Origin of the sequence: Kaistia nematophila, from assembly GCF_026343855.1 — a bacterium.
Lineage (GTDB): Bacteria > Pseudomonadota > Alphaproteobacteria > Rhizobiales > Kaistiaceae > Kaistia > Kaistia nematophila.
Genome location: NZ_JAPKNK010000005.1, coordinates 230793 through 251315, shown reverse-complemented (window position 1 = coordinate 251315; position 20523 = coordinate 230793). Strand labels below are relative to the sequence as shown.

Sequence of the window (20523 nt, the reverse complement as noted above, 5' to 3'; positions counted from 1 at the left end):
AAGCCGACACGCTGACATCGCCTGTCGCGGCCTTCACCGGGCCCGAACGGCACCAATCCGGATGCTCGCCCCCAGCATGGACGGCGCGAGGTTCCGCTTGCCCTTAGCAAAGGACGATCTGAGCATGAAACGCATCCATCGCCGTGCCTCGCTGGCACGCGGATCCACCGCCCTCGCCACCCTGTTCCTGCTCGCCGGGGGCATCTCGCAGGCGAGCGCCGAGGACGCGACGACGCCGGTCAAGGGCGGCACGCTGATCTACGCGACCGACCGCGAGCCGACCTGCCTCGACCCGCATGTCGACGGCGACATGCCGCAGGTCTTCATCGCCCAGCAATATACGGATTCGCTCGTCTCGCAGGACAAGCAGGGCCGGATCGGCCCCTGGCTGGCGAAGAGCTGGACCATCTCGCCGGACGGCAAGACCTACACCTTCCAGCTCCGCGACGACGTCACCTTCACCAATGGCGAGAAGTTCAATGCCGCCGCGCTGAAGGCGAACCTCGACCACATCAAGAACCCTGCGACGCAATCCTCGACCGCCGGCGGCTACATCCAGCAATATGTCAGCACGGAAACGCCGGACGAATTCACCGCCGTCGTCCACCTCTCCAAGCCCTATGCGGCCTTCCTCGAAGTGCTGGCGCAGGGCTTCCTCGGCATCCAGGCGCCGGCGGCGCTGGCCCGCGACCGCAACGTCAATTGCGAAAGCCCGATCGGTTCCGGCCCGTTCAAGGTGGTGAAGTGGGACCGCCAGAGCGAGATCGTGCTGGAGCGCAACCCCGACTACAACTGGGCGCCGCCGACCGCCGACCACCAGGGCCCGGCCTATCTCGACCAGATCATCTGGAAGTTCATTCCGGAGCCGTCCGTCCGCTACGCGTCGCTCGCCAGCGGCGATGTCGACGTCATCGAATCCGTGCCGCCGGAATCGGAGGCCGAAGCCGAGCAGAACCCGGACCTGAAGCTGATCGTCACCGATCGCCCCGGCAATCCGACGAATGGCAGCCTCAACATCACGCGCGCTCCGTTCGACGACATCCGCGTCCGCGAGGCCTTCATCCGTTCGGCCGATATCGGAGCCGCGCTCGACAGCGTCTTCTTCGGCCGCTATCGCCGCGCGCCGGGCCCGCTCAGCGGCGTGACGCCCTTCGCCACCGCGGACTTCCAGAGCCTCTACGACTACGATCCCGATCGCGCCGCCAAGCTGCTCGACGAAGCGGGCTGGACCGAGCGGGATTCGGCCGGCATCCGCTCCAAGGACGGCAAGAAGCTCACCATCCACATCCCGATCGGAGACTTCCAGGGCCCGGCCGATCGCTCGCTCTGGGAGCAGATCCAGGCAACCGCCGGACAGGCGGGCTTCGACGTCCAGCTCGAAAATGTCGGCTTCTCGGACTGGCTCGACCGGGATTCGCGCTGGGACTACGACGTGATCGGCGCGTACTGGAACACCAACACGGCCGACGTGCTGCGGATCGTGCTGAGCTCCGAGTTCATCGGCGCGGCGGGCTCCGGCGGCTACCACCAGAACGCCTCCGGCTTCAAGGACGCCGAGTTCGACGCGACCGTCGCCAAGGCGCTGGAAACGCAGGACGAGGCGAAGCGCCGCGAGCTTTATCACCAGGCGCAGAAGATCGTCGCCTCCAACTTCCTGCAGGTGCTGACCTATCCGCAGAGCACCCGCCTCGGCGTCTACAAGACCGCGCAGGGCGTCCGGCTGGAGCCGTCGCTGTCGGTGACGACGCTCTACGACGCCTGGGTCAGCAAATGAGCGCGGGCGTCCTAGCTCTTCCATCGGGCGACGGGCTGGGACGCCTCGGCCGGCGCGTGGCGATCCGCGTGCTGGTCGGTATCCTGGTGCTGCTCGCCTCGGCGACCGTCACCTTCTTCGCGCTGAAGCTGACGCCGGGCGATCCCGTCCGCGCCGTGCTGGGCGGCCCGACCGCCAATCCGAGCCCGGAGACGATCGCCGCCACCATCCGCGAATTCGGTCTCGATAGGCCGATCGCCGTCCAGTACGGCCTCTATCTGGAGCGGCTGGTCTCCGGCAATCTCGGCGTCTCGTTCTCGCAGCGCCAGCCGGTAGCCGCCGTCATCGCCCAGCAGATCGGGCCGACGCTGCAACTGACGGCTTCGGCGATGATCGTCGCCTGGGCTCTCGCCCTCGCCTCGGTGATCGGCACGACGCGGCGCAACCGCGTCCTGAGCGCCCTCGGCTCCGGGCTCGAGGCGATCGCGGCGGCGCTGCCGCAGTTCTGGCTGGCGCTCGTCCTGCTCGCGGTCTTCGCCTTCGGCCTCAAATGGTTTCCGCCGCAGAGCCGCGACGGCTTCGCCGGCCTCGTCCTGCCGACGCTGGCGCTCGCCATTCCGCTTGCCGGCTTCCTGGCGCAGGTGACGCGGGAATCGCTGGAACTGGTGCTCGACCAGCCCTTCATCCTGTCGGCCCGGACGCGCGGCCTGTCCGATCTGTCGGTGCGTCTGCGCCATGCGCTTCGCCACGCCGTCCTGCCGGGCATCAGCCTCTCGGCCTGGGCGGTGGGCTCGCTGATCGGCAATGCCGTGCTGATCGAGGTGATCTTCTCGCGGCAGGGTCTCGGCCGCATCCTCTATCAGGCCGTGACGCGCCAGGACATTCCGCTGACCATTGGCGTCACGCTGGTGGTGACGGTCGTCTACATCCTCGCCAGCACCATCGCCGACATCCTCTTCGTCCTCGTCGATCCCCGTATCAAGGCAGCCACGCGATGAGCTTTTCCGACACGCTCTCGATCCGCTCCGGCGCCTGGCGGCTGCCGGCCCTTCGACTGCCGCCGCTGCGAGCGATCCTCGCCGGCGTGTTCCTGCTCGCCCTGGCGCTGGCCGCCATCGAGCCGCGCCTGTTCACCGCCGCCAACCCGCTGGCGATCGCGCCGCGCGAAGCATTCCAGCCCCCGAGCTGGGTCCATGTCTTCGGCACGGACCAGTCCGGCCGGGACATCTTCACCCGCGTCATCTATGGCGCGCGCCAGTCGCTGCTGCTCGGCATCGGCGCCGTGGCGCTATCGATGAGCGTCGCCATCGTGCTCGGCCTGATCGGCGGCTTGGGCGGCCGCTTCGCCGAGCGTGCCGTCTCCTGGCTGCTCGACGTGCTGTTCTCCTTCCCGACACTGATCCTGGCGCTGCTTTTCGCCGCCCATCTCGGCAGCGGCATCGGCCCGCTGATCATCGCGACCGGCATCGGCACGGCGCCAGGCTACGCCCGGATGGTGCTCGGACAGGTGATCGCCGCCCGCAATGCCGGCTATGTCGAAGCGGCGCGCGCGCTCGGTCATCCGCCGATCCGCACCATCGCGCGGCAGATCCTGCCCAACGCCATGCGGCCGCTGATCGTCACCATCACCATGGGCATCGGCCAGGCGATCGTCTGGTCCTCGGCGCTTTCCTTCCTCGGCCTCGGCGCCAAGCCCCCGGCGGCGGAATGGGGCACCATGCTCGCCATGGGCCGCGATTTCGTGCAGCGCGCCTGGTGGCTGACCTTCTTCCCCGGCTTCTTCATCGTGCTGACGACCCTCGCCACCACCGTCTTCGGCCGCTATCTGCAGCGCCGGCTGGAAGGACGCGGCGCATGAGCGGATCGTCCCTGATCGTCGACGGACTCTCCGTCGAGCTTGGCCATGGCGCGAGCCGTCGCCGCGTCGTCCACGACATTTCCTTCACCGTCGAGCCCGGCAAGGCCGTGGCGCTGGTCGGCGAATCCGGCTCCGGCAAGAGCGTCACCGCGCGCACGCTGGTGGGACTGGCCGGCAGCGGCGCCGGCATCTCGGCAAAACGGCTGCAGTTTGGCGATAGAGACCTGCGCCGGCTCGGCGACCGGCAATGGCGCGGCCTGCGCGGCAAGGATATCGGCTTCGTCCTGCAGGACGCGCTGGTCTCGCTCGATCCGCTGCGGCCCGTCGGCGACGAACTCATCGAGGCGCTCGCCGCGCATGGCTGGGGCAACCGCGAGACCCGGCGGCAGCGCATGCTGGAACTGCTCGATCTCGTCGGCATCCCGGAGCCGCAGCTCCGCGCCCGCCAGCGGCCCGACCAGCTTTCCGGCGGCCTGCGCCAGCGCGCGCTGATCGCGACCGCTCTGGCGCTCGATCCGGCCATCGTCATTGCCGACGAACCGACCACCGCGCTCGACACCACCGTACAGGCGCAGATCCTCAGAGTTCTGGAAGCGGTGAAGCAGCGCGGCAGCGGCCTGCTGATCATCAGCCACGACCTCGCCGTCGTCTCGCAGATCGCCGACGAGGTGGTCGTCATGCACCAGGGCGACGTCGTCGAACAGGGCCCGACCGACATCGTGCTCGGCCAGCCAAGCCACGCCTATACCCGCCTGCTGCTCGGCTCGGTCCCCGGCGCACGGCGGCACAAGGCCCGCGCCGCCGCCAGTGCCGCCAATGCGCACATCGTGCTGGAAGCCTCAGGGCTGTCCAAGACCTATGTCGGGCCCGATCGGCAGGATCGCCGCGTCGTCGACGACGTCAGCTTCACGCTCCGCTCCGGCCAGACGCTGGGAATCGTCGGCGAATCCGGCTCGGGCAAGACGACGGCGGCGCGGATCGCGCTCGGCCTCGTCGGACCCGACCAGGGTGAAGTTACCTTCGACGGCAGCCGCTGGAACGCAGCCGGAAAAGACGCCGTCCCCGAGCGGGAGCGCCGGCCGCAGCGGCCGCATTTCGGCGTGATCTACCAGGATCCGCTCAGTTCCTTCGACCCGCGCTGGAATGTCGGGCGGATCCTCGCCGATGCGCTCGAAGCCGGCGGACTGCCGCGCCGCCAGCATACCGAGCGGATCGCATCGCTGCTGGAGAAGGTACGGCTTCCAGCGGATTACGCCAGCCGCTGGCCGTTGCAGCTTTCCGGCGGCCAGCGCCAGCGCATCGCCATCGCCCGCGCCATTGCCTCGAACCCGAAGGTGATCGTCTGCGACGAACCCGTCTCGGCGCTCGACGTCTCCGTCCAGGCCCAGGTGCTCGACCTCCTGCGCGAATTGCAGGACGAACTGGGCGTCTCCTATCTGTTCATCTCGCACGATCTCGGCGTCATTCGCGAAGTCAGCGACGAGGTCGTGGTGATGCTGGACGGCAAGGTCATCGAGCGCGGCGCGACAGAAGATCTGTTCGCCAATCCGCAGCACGAATTCACGCGCCGCCTGCTCGCTTCCGCGCCGCATCTTCCCGGTTCGGGCGCAGCGCCGCCATTCTAGTCGCCTTAGGCGCGCTACGGACTCTTCATTGCCGAAGGCCAGGCCGACAAGGCCAATTTCTGCAAGCCGGCAACAAAACTCAAAGAGAGCCCCGGCGGCTTGCCTGTATTCTTAAAGTAATTCTTTACGTCGCGAGCCCTAGGGTGCTCGGAACGCCGAGATGATCCCGCCGCTTCGGGGATGATCTCGGCGGCTGTCGTCATGCTCGAACAGGATATCGCACAAGATGAAGATGCAGCTCGTCGCGATGGCGGCAGTTCTGGTCGGAGGTCTCTCGGTCGCAGGGCCGGCAACGGCGCAGGATGCAGCGACTGTCCGGGTCGGCACGCTGGCAGCGACGCCGCAGCCCATCAACCCGGCCAAGGAATTCGTCGGCCGCATCGAGGCGCGCGAACGGGTCGATGTCCGCGCCCGCGTCACCGGCTTCCTGCAGGACGTGCTGTTCGAGGACGGCCAGACGGTCAAGGAAGGCGACCTGCTCTACCGGATCGAGCCGGAACCGTTCCAGGCGGCGCTTTCGCGCGCGCAGGGCGCGCTCGACCAGGCCCGCGGCCAGTCGGCCTATGCCGACCAGCAATATGCACGCGCCGAAGAACTGCTGAAGACCCAGACCGGCACCGCCGCGACGCGTGACCAGCGCCTCGCCGAGCAACTGACCGCCAAGGGCAATGTCCAGATCGGCGAAGCGAATGTCCAGACCGCCCAGATCGACCTCGGCTACACGGAGATCAAATCGCCGATCTCCGGCCTGATCGGCCGCACCGCCGTGACCAAGGGCAATGTCGTCGGCCCGGACCGCGGCGTGCTGACGACCATCGTCAGCCAGGATCCGATGCATGTGATCATCCCGGTCAGCCAGCGCGAATTCCTGAAGCTGAAGAGCGACGACCGCACCGCCGCCAAGCAGGAACTGACGGCGCTCATCCGCTTTTCGGATGGCTCGGCCTACGACCATCCCGGCAAGATCGACTTCATCGACGTCTCCGTCGACCGCGCCACCGACAGCGTGACGATGCGGGCGGAAGTGGCAAATCCGAATGGCCGCCTCATCGACGGCCAGCTGGTCAAGGTGACGATCGAGCTCGAAAAGCCGGTCGAGAAGATCCTGGTGCCGCAATCGGCGCTGCTCGCCGACCAGCAGGGCTTCTATGTCTTCGTGGTCGAGGACGGCAAGGCTGCCGTCCGCCGGGTCACCCTCGGGCGCGAGGTCAACATGAACGCCAGCGTCGAGACCGGCCTGTCGCCGGGCGACCAGGTAATCGTCGAAGGCCTCGCGACGGTGCGCCCCGGCGCGCCGGTCTCGACCTATCCGGCCCCCGTCCTGCCGAAGGCGAGCTAAGACGATGATCTCCGCATTGTTCGTCGACCGGCCGCGCTTCGCGATCGTCATCGCCCTGGTGACGGTGATCGCAGGCCTGCTCTCCCTCTTCGCGATCCCGATCGCCCAGTATCCCGACATCGTGCCGCCGCAGGTGTCGGTGACGACCTTCTATCCCGGTGCCTCGGCCTCGGTGGTGGAATCGACCGTCGCCCAGCCGCTCGAAAGCCAGATCGTCGGCGTCGACAGGTCGATCTACATGAAGAGCGTGTCGGGCAATGACGGCAGCTATACGCTGACCGTGTCGTTCGAGCTCGGCTCGGACGCCGACATCAATACCGTCAACGTCAACAACCGCGTCCAGGTGGCGCTCTCCAAGCTGCCGCAGGACGTGCAACGGCAGGGCGTGACCGTCAAGAAGCAGTCCTCCGCGATGCTGGGCGTGATCGCGCTGACGTCGCCAAAGGGCACGCACGACCAGCTGTTCATCTCGAACTACGCCACGATCAACCTGCTCGACGAGATCCGCTCGACGCCGGGCGTCGGTCAGGCGACGCTGTTTGGACCGCAGGATTATGCCGTCCGCGCCTGGGTGCAGACGGACCGGCTGACCGGCCTCGGGCTCACCACCGCTGACATCGTCCAGGCGATCCAGGGCCAGAACGTGCAGGCGGCCGTCGGCCGCATCGGCGCGCGCCCGATCTCCGACGACCAGCAGCTCCAGCTCAACATCCAGACCAAGGGTCGGCTTTCCTCGGTCGACGAGTTCAATGACATCATCATCCGCACCAATTCGGACGGATCGGTGCTGCGCCTTTCGGACGTGGCCCGCGTCGAGCTCGGCGCCGCCAATCTCGACCGCTCCACCCGCCTGAACGGCCAGCCGGCGACGCTGATCGGAATCTACCAGTCGCCCGGCGCCAATGCCCTGACGACGCTCGCCGCCGTCAAGGAGAGGCTGGCCGAAGCGCAGAAGCAGTTCCCGGACGATCTGACCTGGAGCGTCACCTACGATCCCACCACCTTCGTCACCGCCACGATCGACATCGTCGAGCACACGCTGTTCGAGGCCTTCGTGCTCGTCGTGCTGGTGGTGTTCCTCTTCCTCGGCAATCTGCGCGCCACGCTGATCCCGACGATCGCCGTGCCGGTCAGCCTGATCGGCACCTTCATCGTGCTGAACGCGATCGGCTATTCCGCCAATACGGTGTCGCTGCTCGCCCTCGTGCTCGCCATCGGTATCGTCGTCGACGACGCCATCGTCGTGGTCGAGGCGGTCGAGGCCAAGATGGAGGCCGAGCCCCACCTGACGCCCGGTGAAGCCACCAAGGCGGCCATGGGCGAGATCACGGCGCCGATCATCGGCATCACGCTCGTCCTGCTCTCGGTGTTCGTGCCGGTGGCCTTCATTCCCGGCATCACCGGCGAGCTGTTCCGCCAGTTCGCGGTCACGGTCGCCGTCTCAATGCTGCTTTCGGCCATCAACGCGCTGACCCTGTCGCCGGCGCTCTGCGCCATCCTGCTGAAGCCGCGCCATGGCCCTCGTCGCGGCCCGATCGGCGCGCTGATGCGCGGCATCGACCATGTCCGCGACGCCTATGGTTCGGTCGTCGCTCGGCTGCTTCGCATCTCGATCATCGGCATCGTCATGGTGGTCGCCTCCGCCATCGGCATCTACGTGCTGAACGGCGTGACGCCGACCGGCTTCCTGCCGGAAGAGGATCAGGGCGCCTTCTTCGTCGTCGTGCAGACGCCGGACGGCGCCTCGGTCGGACGCACCAGCGCGGCCGTCGCCGAGGTCGAGGCGATCCTGAAGCAGGAAGAGACCATCGCCGATACCTCCTCGATCATCGGCTTCAACTTCGTCGACGGCTATTCGCAGCCGAACGCCGCCTTCGTCATCGCCACGCTGAAGCCGTTCGAGGAGCGCAAGGGCGCCGATCAATCGGCGGCGGCGGCGATCCAGCGGCTCGGGCCCAAGCTCCGCACCATCTCGGGCGGTTTCGCGCTGCCGCTCGCGCCGCCGCCAATCATCGGCCTCGGCACCGGCGGTGGTTTCACCTACATGCTGCGCTCGCTCTCCAGCAGCGACCCGACGGCGCTGGCGCAGACCCTTCGCGGCCTGCTGGTCGCCGCCAACCAGGATCCGCGCCTCTCCAACGTCTTCTCGTCCTTCTCCGCCTCGAACCCGTCGATCTATCTCGACATCGACCGCGACAAGGCCGAGATCCTCGGTGTCGACATCTCGTCGATCTTCCAGGCGCTGCAGACCTCGCTCGGCGGCGGCTATGTCAACGACATGAACCTGTTCGGCCGCACCTGGCAGGTCCAGGTCCAGGCCGAAGCGCAGGACCGCCGTGCGATCACCGACATCGATCGCATCAATGTGCGCAGCCGGACCGGCGAGATGATCGCGCTGCGCAGCCTGGTCGAACCGAGGCTGGTGCTCGGCCCGCAGGCGCTGATCCGCTACAACAACAAGCTCGCCGTCACCGTGCAGGGTGCTCCGGCGCCGGGCGTCTCGTCCGGCCAGGCGCTCGCCGCGATGGAGGAAGTCGCCGCCAAGTCGCTTCCGGCCGGCTATGGTGGCGCCTGGACCGACATCGCGTTCCAGGAAAAGAAGGCCGAAGGGCAGACCAGCATCATCCTCGGCTTCGCCGTGCTGTTCGCCTTCCTGTTCCTGGTGGCGCTCTACGAGAGCTGGACCATTCCGGTGCCAGTGCTGCTCTCGGTCTCGGTCGCGGTGCTCGGCGCCTTCTTCGCCATCCTGGTTGGAAGGCTGACGCTCGATCTCTACGCCCAGATCGGCCTGATCGTGCTGATCGGCCTCGCCGCCAAGAACGGCATCCTGATCGTCGAGTTCGCCAAGGAGCGGCGCGAGCACGGCATGCCGCTGCTCGAGGCGGCGATCGAGGGCGCGCGGCTGCGCTTCCGCCCGGTGATGATGACATCCTTCGCCTTCATCCTCGGCCTGGTGCCGCTCGTCTTCGGCACCGGCGCGGCGATGCTGGCGCGACGCCATGTTTCCACGCCGGTCTTCGGCGGCATGCTCGCGGCCTCGCTGATCGGCATCTTCGCGATCCCCGCGCTCTATGTGATCTTCCAGGGCCTGCGCGAGCGGGCACGGCCCTCGATCGTGCCACGCGCCGCTTCCGACGGCGAATGACGAAGGGACCGGAGATGCGGAAAGCCGCCATTCTCGCAATTGCAGCGCTGGCGCTGGCAGGCGCGACGCCGTCGCTCGCAGCGCCGCAGAAGGGCCTGAAGTCGCCGCACGCCGGGGTTCTCTGCGACCACTACCTGTGCGCCGACAAGGCCGGGATCTCGCGTGAGCTGACGACGCGCTATCTCGGCAGGGCCGCCGCCAGGAAACTGTTCTCGCAGGGCGATTTCGACGCGACCCGCTTCACCTTCGACAACGGGGTGTTCTGCGATACGTCGGAGCGAAGCTGCTACAAGGACCGTTACTTCGACAGCAACGGCAAGCGCGGCCCGGTCGACCCGAAGGCGACGGCGGCCCTGTTCGGCAAGCCTTAGCCTTTCCTCCCCATCGACGGATTCCTGTCCCGGCCGGGCGGCGCACTGCCCGGCCGAACGCATTTGGCGGGCGGTTTAGCGAGCCTTCTCCTTCCGTAGCGGGAGTTTCGTCGCCGAAGAACCTAAGTCCAGCTAAGCGACCCGGAGCAACACTTTGAAAAAATTCAAATCTGGGCAAGCCGAGGCTACCACTTGCCCCATGGCGGGCGTACACATGATAAACCATATTCGGCCACGTCCCGTGGCCGATTCCAGCGAACTGTCGTCTAGCGCGGTTCATGAAGCGCATCGTGCCCATGAACCGATAAGAGAACTTCTGTGTTTCCGAGGCGCCAGCCCTGATGCCCAAGATAGTCATCGTCGACGACAGCTCGACCAATCAGCGCATCTATTCAAAGCTGGCGAGACAGCTCGAATCCGAACTCGACATCCGCGCTTTCGGGAATCCGCGCAAGGCGCTGGAGTGGATGACGGAGAACACCGCCGACCTGATCATCACCGACTACAAGATGCCCGACATGACCGGCGCGGACCTGACCGCCGCCATCCGGACCGACGTCCGCAACTGGGACGTCCCGATCATCGTCGTCACGGCCTATAGCGACCAGGAGTTCCGCGTCACCGCGCTCGAGGCGGGAGCGACCGACTTCCTGCTGAGCCCCGTCGACCATGTCGAATTCCTGGCTCGGGCCAAGAACCTGCTGAAGCTGCGGGCGCAGCAATTGCTGATCTCGAAGCGCGCCGACCAGCTCGAAATCAGCCTGCACGCCAAGGAACAGCTGCTGCGCGAGAGCCGCGAAGCGCTCGCGCAGGTGATCGATACCGTGCCAGCGATGATCAATGCGACCGACCGCGACGGGCGCTGCGTCTTCGTCAACGCGCACCAGGCCGCCTTCTTCGGCAAGGCTCCCGCGGATCTGGTCGGCCAGCCGATCGAGGCGCTTCTCGGCGAGGACCGCGCTCATATTAGCCGTCGCCTCGACCAGCTCGTGCTCAAGACCGGTCGCGCCATGCCGCCGCGCCAGGAGGATGTCTGGGCGCCCGACGGCGAGCACCGCATCTACCTGACCAGCAAGGCGCCGCTCTATGACGGCATGGGCGAGATCGCCAGCGTGCTCTCGACCTCGATCGACATCACCGAACAGCGCCACGCCGAGCGGCGCCTGCTCCATATCGTCAACCACGATCCGCTCACCGGCCTGCCCAACCGGGTGATGCTGCGCGACCACCTGCGCCGCGAACTCGCGCGCGGCCGTCGCGGCGACCAGAACTTCGCGCTGCATTTCATCGATCTCGACCGCTTCAAGGCGGTGAACGACGCCCATGGCCACCATCGCGGCGACGCGCTGCTGCAGCGGGTCGCCGAAGCCCTGCGGACCCTGGTCGGCGAGGACCATACGGTAGCGCGCCTCGGCGGCGACGAATTCGCCATCCTGCAGCCGGACATCGACGGACCGGAAGATGCCGGCCGGCTTGCGGAGTCGATCCTCGCCCTCCTGAACAGCACGGAAGACAGCCCCCTCGCCCTCAATATCGGCGCGAGCATCGGCGTCACGCTGGCCCCCCTCGACGGCACCGACCCGGACGAGTTGCTGAAGAACTCCGACCAGGCCATGTACCTGGCGAAGTCGCTGGGCGGCGGCACCTGGCGTTTCTTCGCCGCCGACATGCGCCCGCGCGCCAGCCAGACCGCCCATCTCGAGACCGAACTGCGCGGCGCGCTCTCGCGCCAGGAATTCGTGCTGTTCTACCAGCCGCAGGTCGATCTCCGCAGCCAGAAGATCGTGGGCGCCGAGGCGCTGCTGCGCTGGCAGCATCCGCAACGCGGCCTGCTGGCGCCCGGCTCCTTCCTCGGCCTCGCCGAAGAGACCGGCCTGATCCTGCCGATCAACGAATGGGTGCTGAACGAAGCCTGCCGCCAGGGCGCGGCGTGGGAGGCGATCGGCTTGGGCGACCTGCGCATTGCCGTCAACATGTCGCCGATCCAGTTCCGCCGCCAGGGTGTCGAGGGCCTTGTGAAGGACGCGCTGCGGGCAAGCGGCATGCGGCCCACATCGCTGGAACTGGAACTCACCGAGGGCATCCTGCTCGGCCATGACGAGCAGATCGTCAAGCAGATGCACGTCCTGCGATCGCTCGGCGTCACCCTGTCGGTGGACGATTTCGGCACCGGCTATTCGTCGCTAAGCTACCTGCGCAGCTTCCCGCTGCACCGGCTGAAGATCGACCGGTCCTTCGTCCAGGATCTCGGTAGCGATCCGAGCGCGCTCGCGATCGTGCGCACCATCATCGACCTTGGCCACATCCTGAACCTGCAGGTCCTCGCCGAAGGCGTCGAAACGGAGGCCCAGCTCTCGCTCCTGCGTCTGGAGGGATGCGACGAGGTGCAGGGCTACCATTTCAGCGGACCGCTCCCGCCCGATGCCTTCGTCGCCTGGGTGGCGCGACATGGCCGGGCAAGCTCCGGCCCCTCGTTTGGGGCGACGGAGACCGAGCATGCGCGCGCCGACTAGGTTCCTCCAGGCGCTGGCCGCGCCCTTCCGCAGCGTGATGGCGCGGCTGCGGGAGCGCCCCGACAGCGAACACGAGATGAGCTTTAACCGGCTCGTCTTCGCCATCATCATCGTCATCGTGCTGCTGGTGAACCGCGGCAGCGGCGACATGGGCTATGCGCTGGACGTGATGGCGCTCTACATCCCGCTCGCTCTGGCGGTGCTCGCCCACATCCTGATCTATCCGGGCGTCTCGCGCGGGCGCCGCTTCTTCGCGCTGGTGATGGATTGCGGCTTCCTCTCCTGGCAGCTCCATCTCGGCGGCGAGGTCGCCGCCCTGTTCTTCCCGATCTATCTCTGGGTGATCTTCGGCAACGGCTTCCGCTTCGGCCTCACATCGCTCGCCATCGCCATTCCGGTCGCCACCATCTGTTTTGGCATCGTGGTGATGACGACGCCGTTCTGGTTCCAGCGCTGGCACCTGTCGGTCGGCCTGCTTGGCGGGCTTGTCATCCTGCCCGCCTATGCCGGCACATTGATCCGCAAGCTGTCGCTGGCGACGCAGGCCGCCGAGGAGGCGAGCCAGGCCAAGAGCCTCTTCCTCGCCAGCGTCAGCCACGAATTGCGCACTCCGCTCACCGCCATCGTCGGCATGACGGGCCTGCTGCGCGCCAGCCCGCTCGTCGCCGAGCAGCGCGACATGGTCGAGACGGTCGAGGTCGCCTCCCGCTCGCTGCAATCGCTGATCAACAGCCTGCTCGATCTCTCGCGCATCGAGGCGGGCCGGATGCCGGTTTCGAACGGAGAGATCGACCTGATCGCCCTGCTGGTCGATTCACGCCGGCTCGTCGAGAGCCAGGTGCGCGAGCGCGGCCTGAGCTTCGATATCCACGTCACGCCGCGCACCCCGCTGCGGCTCTATGGCAGCCGGCAGCACCTGCACGAGATCCTGGTCAATCTCGTCGGCAACGCCGTGAAATTCACCCGCGACGGCGGCGTGACCATCGCGGTCGACGGCCAGCCGGAGGAAGACGGCCGGCTCCGGCTGACGATGGAAATCACCGATACCGGCATCGGCATCGCCCCGAAGGACCAGGAGCGGATCTTCGAGGATTTCACGCAGGCCAATGCCAGCATCATGAACCGCTTCGGCGGAACCGGGCTCGGCCTCGCCATCGCCCGGCGGCTGGTCGGCCTGCTCGGCGGCTCCATCTCTGTCGAGAGCGCGCTCGGCGAAGGCAGTACGTTCCGCTTCGACATCGTCACCTCGACGCTGCCGGACGAGGGACTGGCGGTCGACGAACCCTGGCGCGAGCGCGGCGTCGTCCTTGTCTGCCGCGATGCCGCGCCGCTGGAGGATCTGGTCGGCGCGCTTTCGTCGCTCGGGGTGAAGCCGATGATGGCCGACCCGCTGCTCGGCCCGGCGCGCATGTTCCCGCCCGAGGCCGCCAATGCGATCCGCCTGCTCTTCGAGCCGAACGGCCGCAACCTGCCCCTACCCTTCGCGGTCGCGACCGGCGCGCCGACCAAGGGCGTCCTGATCCAGCCGGAGGCCGCACCCACGCTGCCCGGCCTCGCCACGCGGCAACGCTGCACCAGCCTCCTCTCCGACCACCCGACGACGGCCGAGCTCCGGCGCGCGCTGACGATCGCCTGCCGGCTGAACACGCCGGCGCCGATGGCCGCCCCGCAGCATGCCGCCGCGCCACGGCCCATCCGCCCCATCCGGCCACGCCGCGTGATGCTCGCCGACGACAACCGCATCAACCAGCGGGTCTTCTCGCGCATCCTCGAAGGGGCCGGCCATTCCGTCCTGCTGGCGGAGACCGGCGACCAGGCGCTCGACCTGCTGGAGGAAAAGGCCGACCAGATCGACATCGTGCTGATGGACTTCAACATGCCCGACACGGACGGGCTGGAGGCGACCAAGCTCTACCGCGTGATGGCGACCGGCAGCCGCAGATTGCCGATCGTTGGCCTGACCGCCGATGCGACCGCGCTCAACGACAGCCGCTGGCGCGACGCGGGCATGGATGACTGCCTGATCAAGCCGGTCGAACCGGCTGCGCTGCTCGCGGCGATCGAGCGGATCACCGGCGACGGCTCCGATCCCTCGGCGCGGCCCGAGACACGCCTGACCCTGGTGCGCTCCAACATCCTGCCGACGCTGGACGAGAAGGCGGTCGAGCGGCTGCAACGGCTCGGCAATGCCGAGTTCGTCAGCGAGCTCATGGAGGACTACCTCGCCGACGCCGAGATCATGCTGGACAGGCTGGCGAAGAGCGCGACGCGGGGCGACCTGGAAGCATTCCGCAGCGACGACCACGCGCTGCAGAGCAGTTCCGCAAACATGGGCGCTCTCGCCCTCGGCAGCATCTGCAGGCCCTGGCGGGACCTGCGCGGCGAGGAACTGCGGGCGAGTGCGACCGAGTTCACCCGGCAGGCAAGGGCCGAGCTACGGCGGACCCAGAAAGCCATGCGCCTCTATTCGGGGCGCGAAGCCGGACTGGGCTGAATTTCCGGCGGCTGGCGATGCGCCCGCGGGCGCATCGCCAATCGACCTCACTCGGCAGCCACGAGAACGGAAACGTCCGATTGCAGGCTGGCGAGGCGCCGGTTCTGAGCCGAGCAGAGACGATCCATCTTGCGCAGGTCGGCTTCCGTCAGGTTGAGCGCCGCTTCCGCCCAGATGTCGACGACGTCGATCAGTTCCGAGAGCGTCACCGGATTGACCCGACGCCGGGCCCGGTACATGGCGTGATGCGCGTTGTGCTTGCGGTTGTGGCGGGCGATGTAGTCGAGCACGGCCGCCTGGCCCTGGCCGTCCTCGGCGAGGACATCCACCACGCCCATCTCGTAAAGCTCTTCGGCCGTATGGATGCGGCCCGAGAGGATCAGCGCCTCGGCCTTGTCGCGCGACATGCGGCGGGACAGGAAGCTGTAGGCACCCATGCCGGGGAACATGTTGAAGAGGATTTCCGGCAGGCCCATCTTGGCGCTCCGCTCGGCCACGATCAGGTCGAAGGACAGGGCGTGCTCGAAGCCGCCGCCGAGCGCGTCGCCCTGCACCAGCGCCATGGTGACGACCGGCGCATCGAATGCCACGGCATTGCGGTGGATGGCCTCGACGGCGACATGGCCGTAGTGGCGCATCGCATCGAGGTCCCGGCTGCGGATCCGCTGCGCGAAATGGCCGAGATCGCCGCCGAGATTGTAGATGCCCGGCACCGCCGAGGCCATGACGAACCAGGAGAACGGCGCGTCGGCCTGGGTCGGCAGCTTCGAGAAGGTCTGGGTGATCGCCGTCTGCATCCGGCTGATGTCGTGCATCAGTTCATGGGTGTAGGAGGGCTTGTCGACCGGGTCCATGTAGCACCAGCAGGTCGAATTGGTTGTGTCGATATCGATATGAAGATTGTCGTAGCCGATATCGCGGATCGCCCGCACGGCCTCGGGCGCGGGCGGGTTTCCGGCGCCGACCGACATGGCGTTAAAAGCAATCGGTGCACTATTCATTTGAAGGGCAGTCATCTTTTGTCTCCATTTTTGAACTAATCAGCAAGAACGCCACGCGTGAGAGTGCCGCTAGGACACCCTCCAATACATTAGGCCCACGACACGCGACGAGAATGAGAAAGTAGCGGCCCGCTGGGCTGATCAAGACCGCATCTGCGTTCAAGGTGAATCACGGGGTACGCAGAACAAAAGTCCATCAAGGCTTCGAGCCGTCGCGGCCCTGAGGTCGCGGCGAAATGCCCGTCGACCGGCTGACATGCTCCGCCGGTCCGCCCCTTGCCGCCTAGCGCTACATGGCAACGGCGGGGCTCCACAACCGAGCCTATGCAATTTCTGGACAATCGGCAGCCGACGTTTCACTCTCGGCCGGATCGAAGACCCGTCTGGCAGCCAAAGATTCGTGATGCCGCTCGAAGCGCCCCCCGACCATCGCCCCGAGACTTTCGGCGATCCAAGCCTTCCACGCCTGCGGCAGGCCATCGACGAGATGCCGGAAGCGCTCTCGCGGATCGGCAAGTACATCCTCGACAATCCAGAGCGCGTCGTCCGTTCGTCGCTGGCGGAACTCGCCGTGCTGGCGCAGAGCGGCGAGGCCAGCGTCGTCCGTTTCTGCAAGCATCTCGGCTATGCCGGATACCGCGATCTCAAGATCGCCCTGACGGCTGAGCTTGCGAGCCAGCGGACCGTCCGCCTGATGCGGGTATCCCATGTCGGCGGCCTGACGCCGCTGGCGGCCCGGCTCGCGGAAGCGATCAGCAGCACCGCGCAGAACCTCGATCCCGACCTGCTGCTCCGCCTGGCGGTGCAATTGAAGAAGAGCCGGCGCATCGACGTCTTCGGCGCCGGCATCTCCGGCATCGTGGCCGAGATGGTCGCCTATCGCCTGATGCGCGTCGGCCTCATCGCCCAGGCCTTCCAGGATGCGACGCTCGCGCATGAGGTGATCACCAAATTTGATGCCTCCTGCGTGGCGATCGGCATTTCCGAAATCGGCGTCACGCCGGATACGGTGCGCTTCCTGGCCGGCGCGCGGGCGGCCGGCGCCTTCACGCTCGCGATCACGGGCCGCGCGCAGAGCCCGCTTACCCAGAACGCCGACGCCGTCCTGCTGGCGGTCGCCACCGATCCGCCACCCATGGGCGGCGAAATGACGGCCGTCCCCGCCAAGATCCTCGTCGTGGAAGCACTCGCCGCCGCGATCGCGGCCGAGTGAGCGGCCGACGCTCCACCGGCATGAAGAGATTATGGAGTTTTAATCCACATCCGTCATGCGAGTGAAATAAAACTCCGCCATGTTCCGCCCAACGCAACGGGGGCAGAACATGACGGCGACCGTTTCCATCGCTTCGATCGAAAAGAGCTTCGGCGCGGCCAGAACGCTGAAGGGGGTTTCGGTGGATATCGCCGCAGGCGAATTCCTGACCCTCGTCGGCCCTTCCGGCTGCGGGAAATCAACGCTGCTGCGCATCCTCGCCGGCCTCATTCCGCAGGACGGCGGCTCGATCCGCATCGACGGCGCTCCCGTCGACCACCTGCCGCCCCGGGCGCGCGACGTCTCCATGGTGTTCCAGAGCTACGCGCTCTATCCGCATATGAGCGTGCGCGAGAACATCGCCACGCCGCTGAAGGTGCGGCGTCTCAGCAGCGCGGCGCGCTGGCCGCTCGTCGGCCGTATGGTGCCGGGCCAGTCGGCCGCGCGCGCCGCCATCGCCGAATCCGTGAACCAGGTGGCGGCGCAGGTCGAGATCGAGGCGTTGCTCGACCGCCGGCCGGCGCAGCTCTCCGGCGGGCAGCGGCAGCGCGTGGCGCTCGCGCGCGCCATGGTGCGGCAGCCGCGCGTCTTCCTGATGGACGAGCCGCTTTCCAACCTGGACGCCCGGCTGCGCGTGCACATGCGCGGCGAGCTTTCCGAACTGCACCGCCGCCTCGGCGCGACCTTCATCTATGTGACGCACGACCAGGTCGAGGCGATGACCATGTCGAGCCGCGTGGCGCTGATGATGGACGGAGAAATCATCCAGGTCGCGACCCCAAGCGACATCTACGCAAATCCCGTCGATGTACGCGTCGCCCGTTTCATCGGCAGCCCGGAGATCAACCTGGTCGACGCCCGCGCCGACACGAACGGTCAGGTCTCGATCGCCGGCAAGGCGACGGGGTTCCGCGCGGAGACGGTCGGGGCGCTCACGGTCGGCCTTCGGCCGGAAGTGCTCGCCATCGACGACGGCTCGTCCGAGATCGTCATCGACAGCCGCCTGCAGCGCATCGAGCGGCTCGGCCACGACGTGCTGCTCCACATGCGGCACGACGCCGGCGGCAAGAAGAACATGACATTGCGCGTCTCGGCGGCGGATCTCGAGAAGCTGCAGGCAAACGGCCGCCTGAACGAGAACGTCGCGATCGGCGCGCGCGCCGGTTCGGCCCTCCTGTTCGGCGCCGACGGCAAGCGGCTGCCGGGCCTGCAGGGCGCGGCCCCGACCGAGCTGATGAACTTCGCCATGGGCCGCAGGGCGGTGGGAGCCTGATCATGGCCATGGTTCTTTCCTCCGGCGCGAGCCGCACCGCATCGCGGCGCCGGCTCGGCGCCGAGATCGCACCCTCCGTCGCCTATTGGTTCGCCACGCCCTCCGTCATCCTGCTGGTCGGCACGCTGCTGTTGCCGATCGCGGTGATGGTTACGATGAGCTTCACCGACTACGAGCTCGGCGCCCTCGACTATTCCTTCCTCGGCTTCGACAACTATGTCACGCTTTGGAAGGACCGGAGCTTCTGGAAGGCCCTGTTCAACACGATCTACTATGTCGCGCTGGTCGTTCCCGCCTCGGTGGTGATCGGCCTCCTGCTCGCCGTGATGGTCAATGGACTGAAGCACGGCCGCAAGCTCTACCAGATCGCCTTCTTCCTGCCGGTTACCTCGACGCTGATCGCGATGGCGACGGTATGGAAATACCTGCTCCATGGCACGATCGGCCCGATCAACCACCTGCTGACCGCCATAGGCCTGCCGGCAATGGAGTTCTTCGGCAATCCGTCGCTGGTGATGCCCGCTCTCGCCATCATCGGCGTCTGGTCGCTCGCCGGCTTCAACATGGTGCTGTTCACCGCGGGCCTGACGGCGATCCCGCAGGAGCTCTACGAGGCCTCGGCCGTCGACGGCATCGACGGTCCGATCGAGCGCTTCTTCACCGTGACGCTGCCCATGCTCGGGCCGACCACGATGTTCGTCATCATCACCACCTCGATCACCGCCTTCAAAGTGTTCGACACCGTCGCGGTGCTGACCCGGGGCGGGCCGCAGGGGGCGAGCGACGTGCTGCTCTACGTCAACTACCTCGAGGGCTTCCAGTACATGCGGATCGGCCTCGCCTCGGCGATCACGGTCGTCTTCCTCGGCATCATCCTCCTGCTGTCGCTGATCCAGGCGAAGGTTCTGGAACGGAAGGTCCACTACTGATGTCGCGCTCCGCCTCCTTCCTCACGCGGGCAGGCTTCACCCCCGGCCAGCTCGTCATGCACGCCGTGCTGCTGGCCTGCGCCTTCGCTATGCTGTTTCCGTTCTACTGGATGGTGCTCACCGCCTTCCGGCCGTCGCCGGAAGTCTTCTCCGCCACCTTCCACTGGCTGCCGCAGACCTTCGCCGGCTTCGACAATTTCCGCGAAGCCTTCGCCAAGGCGCCGCTGCTGCGGTTCATGCTGAACGGCGTCGTGATCTGCGCTGGCATCCTCGCGGTGCAGTTGCTGACGGCGATCCCCTGCGCCTATGCGCTGGCGAAATACGAGTTCCGCGGCCGCGGCCTGCTGTTCGCGCTCGTGCTGTTCGCCCTCTGCGTGCCCGTGCAGGTGCCGGCGCTGCCGCTCTACATGGGCCTCGCCTTCACCGGCACGCTCGACAGCTACTTCGCGCTGATGCTGCCGTTCTTCCTGTCGGTCTTCGCGATCTTCCTGTTCCGCCAGGTGTTCCGTTCCTTCCCGGACGACATCATCCACGCGGCGCGGCTCGACGGCATGGGCGAACTGGAAATCCTCTGGCGCGTCGTCGTCCCGAGCGCCAGCCCGGCGATCGCCGCCTTCGCGGTCTTCTCCATCACCGCGCACTGGAACGACCTCTACTGGCCGCTGATCGTCGTCACCAGCCCGGAGCTCGCGCCGCCGCCTCTCGGCATGATGTACTTCTCCGACACCGACCTCGGTTCCAGCTTCGGCGCCCTGATGGCGGCCGCCACCCTGCTCACCGCCCCGCTCGTGGTCCTCTTCCTCTGCGCCCAGCGCCATTTCGTCCAGGGCGTCACCATGACCGGCGTCAAGTGACCGCCGCGGCCGGCGATCCGGCCGCACCCCAGTGAACTCCACCAGATGCCGGGCCCGACGATCGTCGGGCCCGCGACGGATCCCTCTGCCCTACGCATCCACCCTCAAGGAGCCAA

Annotated in this window: 14 protein-coding genes; 13 read left to right on the top strand and 1 reads right to left on the bottom strand. The window is 67.1% G+C overall.

The window, feature by feature from the left end; all coding sequences use genetic code 11:
• The first annotated feature begins 124 nt into the window (after positions 1-124).
• The 9 genes from OSH07_RS14105 (at position 125) to OSH07_RS14065 (ending at position 15098) form a co-directional block, all read left to right on the top strand.
• The gene (locus OSH07_RS14105; RefSeq protein ID WP_266339300.1) at positions 125-1774 is read left to right on the top strand and encodes an ABC transporter substrate-binding protein; all 1650 of its coding nucleotides are present in this window, start codon (positions 125-127) and stop codon (positions 1772-1774) included.
• Entirely contained in the window at positions 1771-2751 is a 981-nt protein-coding gene (locus tag OSH07_RS14100) for an ABC transporter permease (RefSeq protein ID WP_266339299.1), read from the top strand. Before OSH07_RS14105 ends, OSH07_RS14100 begins: the two co-directional genes overlap by 4 nt.
• Entirely contained in the window at positions 2748-3611 is an 864-nt protein-coding gene (locus OSH07_RS14095) for an ABC transporter permease (RefSeq protein ID WP_266339298.1), read from the top strand. Before OSH07_RS14100 ends, OSH07_RS14095 begins: the two co-directional genes overlap by 4 nt.
• On the top strand, positions 3608-5236 hold the full coding sequence (locus tag OSH07_RS14090) for a dipeptide ABC transporter ATP-binding protein (protein WP_266339297.1): 1629 nt from the start codon (positions 3608-3610) through the stop codon (positions 5234-5236). The genes OSH07_RS14095 and OSH07_RS14090 overlap by 4 nt, the downstream gene beginning before the upstream one ends.
• 226 nt (positions 5237-5462) lie before the next feature.
• Positions 5463-6575: an efflux RND transporter periplasmic adaptor subunit gene (locus tag OSH07_RS14085; RefSeq protein ID WP_266339296.1), complete on the top strand. Its 1113-nt coding sequence runs from the start codon at positions 5463-5465 to the stop codon at positions 6573-6575.
• A 4-nt stretch (positions 6576-6579) separates the two neighbouring features.
• Positions 6580-9720: an efflux RND transporter permease subunit gene (locus tag OSH07_RS14080; RefSeq protein WP_266339295.1), complete on the top strand. Its 3141-nt coding sequence runs from the start codon at positions 6580-6582 to the stop codon at positions 9718-9720.
• Between the two features lie 14 nt (positions 9721-9734).
• A complete protein-coding gene (locus tag OSH07_RS14075; protein ID WP_266339294.1) occupies positions 9735-10091 on the top strand; it encodes a YcgJ family protein in 357 nt (118 codons plus the stop codon).
• 341 nt (positions 10092-10432) lie between these two features.
• Positions 10433-12604 (top strand): GGDEF/EAL domain-containing response regulator, encoded by a 2172-nt coding sequence (locus OSH07_RS14070; protein ID WP_266339293.1) that lies wholly within the window; start codon positions 10433-10435, stop codon positions 12602-12604.
• Positions 12588-15098 carry a sensor histidine kinase gene (locus OSH07_RS14065; RefSeq protein ID WP_266339292.1) on the top strand — a complete coding sequence of 837 codons (2511 nt, stop codon included), beginning with the start codon at positions 12588-12590 and terminating at the stop codon, positions 15096-15098. Before OSH07_RS14070 ends, OSH07_RS14065 begins: the two co-directional genes overlap by 17 nt.
• Before the next feature lie 47 nt (positions 15099-15145).
• Here the strand turns inward: OSH07_RS14065 and OSH07_RS14060 are convergent, their stop codons facing one another.
• Positions 15146-16114 (bottom strand): crotonase/enoyl-CoA hydratase family protein, encoded by a 969-nt coding sequence (locus OSH07_RS14060; protein WP_266339291.1) that lies wholly within the window; start codon positions 16112-16114, stop codon positions 15146-15148.
• Between the two features lie 388 nt (positions 16115-16502).
• On the opposite strand from OSH07_RS14060, the gene OSH07_RS14055 reads away from it, so the two are divergent.
• The 4 genes from OSH07_RS14055 (at position 16503) to OSH07_RS14040 (ending at position 20407) form a co-directional block, all read left to right on the top strand.
• Positions 16503-17312, top strand: a complete 810-nt coding sequence (locus OSH07_RS14055) for a MurR/RpiR family transcriptional regulator (RefSeq protein ID WP_266339290.1) — start codon at positions 16503-16505, stop codon at positions 17310-17312.
• A gap of 109 nt (positions 17313-17421) precedes the next feature.
• Positions 17422-18624: an ABC transporter ATP-binding protein gene (locus tag OSH07_RS14050; protein WP_266339289.1), complete on the top strand. Its 1203-nt coding sequence runs from the start codon at positions 17422-17424 to the stop codon at positions 18622-18624.
• Positions 18625-18626: 2 nt separating this feature from the next.
• Entirely contained in the window at positions 18627-19553 is a 927-nt protein-coding gene (locus OSH07_RS14045; RefSeq protein ID WP_266339288.1) for a carbohydrate ABC transporter permease, read from the top strand.
• The gene (locus OSH07_RS14040) at positions 19553-20407 is read left to right on the top strand and encodes a carbohydrate ABC transporter permease (protein ID WP_420909628.1); all 855 of its coding nucleotides are present in this window, start codon (positions 19553-19555) and stop codon (positions 20405-20407) included. The genes OSH07_RS14045 and OSH07_RS14040 overlap by 1 nt, the downstream gene beginning before the upstream one ends.
• Positions 20408-20523 lie beyond the last annotated feature (116 nt).